The sequence below is a fragment of the Aliivibrio sp. S3MY1 genome, assembly GCF_028765575.1.
Taxonomy (GTDB): Bacteria; Pseudomonadota; Gammaproteobacteria; order Enterobacterales; family Vibrionaceae; genus Aliivibrio.
This window is the reverse complement of record NZ_JARACO010000071.1, coordinates 1-1,550: the sequence shown is the minus strand read 5'-3', so window position 1 is coordinate 1,550 and position 1,550 is coordinate 1. Positions and strand designations below refer to the sequence as shown.

The window sequence follows — 1,550 nt, the reverse complement described above, 5'->3', positions numbered from 1 at the left end:
TTTGATGAACCGTACAAAAAATTTCGGACTCAGTACGCACAACGCCTGCATAACACGTTTGCTACTATGCAGGCTTAGCTGAATTTTACTGCCTTAATCACTGAACTAAAGGCAAACTGACAACGCCGAGTGTAGCAAATCGTGTTGATGCGATTGTTAAATGAACTCTTACTGCAAACCACGGTCATTGAGAACAAATTGGCGTAACTCGCGCTCTTCCCTCATGACATAAAGAATATATACAATATCATCGTTGGTTACTTTGTAAAAAATACGACATGGTGGTAATACAATTTCACGATAATCTAAATGAGGAAGCTCAGGAACACTACGGCCTGATAATGGAAAATCCTCTAAACGCTCAACACGATGGAAAACTGATTGAACTAACGCCTTAGCCGCTAAGATATTATTAATAGCGATATATTCTGCAATTTCGTCCAAATCTAATAATGCTGATTCAGTCCAATTAATTACAGCCATTTATTCATCTTCTCTTTTGCGGCTTCATGAGAAACTACACGATTATCTGAAATTGCTTTTTCACCGCGAGCAATACCTTCAAGAATAGCAATACGTTTTTGCATAAATTCATAATCATCAACATCTAACAAATAAGCAGACGGTTGACCGTGCTCTGTAATTAACACTGGTTCTTTTGAAGCATGAAGCTCAGAAAGAATCTTAGTTGCTTGACGTTTTAATGTAGTGACTAATTCAACTTTCATATTCAGTTTCCATTATTGAAAGAACAAAGTATCACTATTGTATCACTTAATTAGCCATTGAGACAGTTCATTTAACGCCTGCATAACACGTTTGCTACGATACAGACCTAACTGAATTTTACTGCCTTAATCACTGAAACTAAAGGCAAACTGACAACGCCGAGTGTAGCAAATCGTGTTGATGCATTTGTTATGTATATACTACAATTTTTCTAAATTCTTACCGATTTCGACTGCCAATTGAAACATAGCTAAAGACTCCTGATATGCTTCCAAAGGCGCGTACGCAGAAAACGTTCCATTAGGTTTTATATCTTGAACAACCGCGTCTATTAATTGATAAAAATTGATAATATTTCGAGCTACTTCCCTATCTAAAACACCAATGTTTTTACACTGTTCTTGATATATCAAAGAATAATGCGAAGGTATATCAGCAACTAATGTGAACTCTCCTTCAGGGTATTTTCTAAGATGCTCAACCGCTTCAGTCATTGACTCCACATATTTCCGATTTTCTATAATACGCACTAAAACTGAAACTTCAGCAATTATAGAGTTCTGTATTTGCTTTGAAAATGCCTTAGAACGGCTTTCTTCTAGATATTTCGTAGGGAAAAAAGTAACTAAACCTCCTACTAACGCACCTCCTAGAGCAGAGACAACAGGAACCCATTCACTAGGTTGTTGTTTTGCGATTGTTTCTAAAATTATCAAAAATTCCTGCTGAGTCATATTTCCTCTCAATATACATAACGCCTGCATAACACGTTTGCTACTATACAGACTTACCTGAATTTTACTGCCTTAATCACTGAAACT

Annotated in this window: 3 protein-coding genes; all 3 read right to left on the bottom strand. The window is 36.5% G+C overall.

The genetic code is table 11. The features are described from left to right. Positions 1–168: 168 nt before the first annotated feature. Entirely contained in the window at positions 169–483 is a 315-nt protein-coding gene (locus PVK62_RS17250; RefSeq protein WP_011263487.1) for a type II toxin-antitoxin system RelE/ParE family toxin, read from the bottom strand. Next, positions 474–728, bottom strand: coding sequence for a type II toxin-antitoxin system Phd/YefM family antitoxin (locus tag PVK62_RS17245; RefSeq protein ID WP_011263488.1), 255 nt, complete (start codon positions 726–728; stop codon positions 474–476). The genes PVK62_RS17250 and PVK62_RS17245 overlap by 10 nt, the downstream gene beginning before the upstream one ends. Positions 729–929: 201 nt before the next feature. Next, complete coding sequence (locus PVK62_RS17240) at positions 930–1,463, bottom strand: hypothetical protein (protein ID WP_274445609.1); 534 nt, start codon at positions 1,461–1,463, stop codon at positions 930–932. Positions 1,464–1,550: the final 87 nt, after the last annotated feature.

Coding starts and splice junctions, on each gene's coding strand:
- PVK62_RS17250 (WP_011263487.1), bottom strand. CDS start 483: ATGGCTGTAATTAATTGGACTGAATCAGCATTATTAGATTTGGACGAA.
- PVK62_RS17245 (WP_011263488.1), bottom strand. CDS start 728: ATGAAAGTTGAATTAGTCACTACATTAAAACGTCAAGCAACTAAGATT.
- PVK62_RS17240 (WP_274445609.1), bottom strand. CDS start 1,463: ATGACTCAGCAGGAATTTTTGATAATTTTAGAAACAATCGCAAAACAA.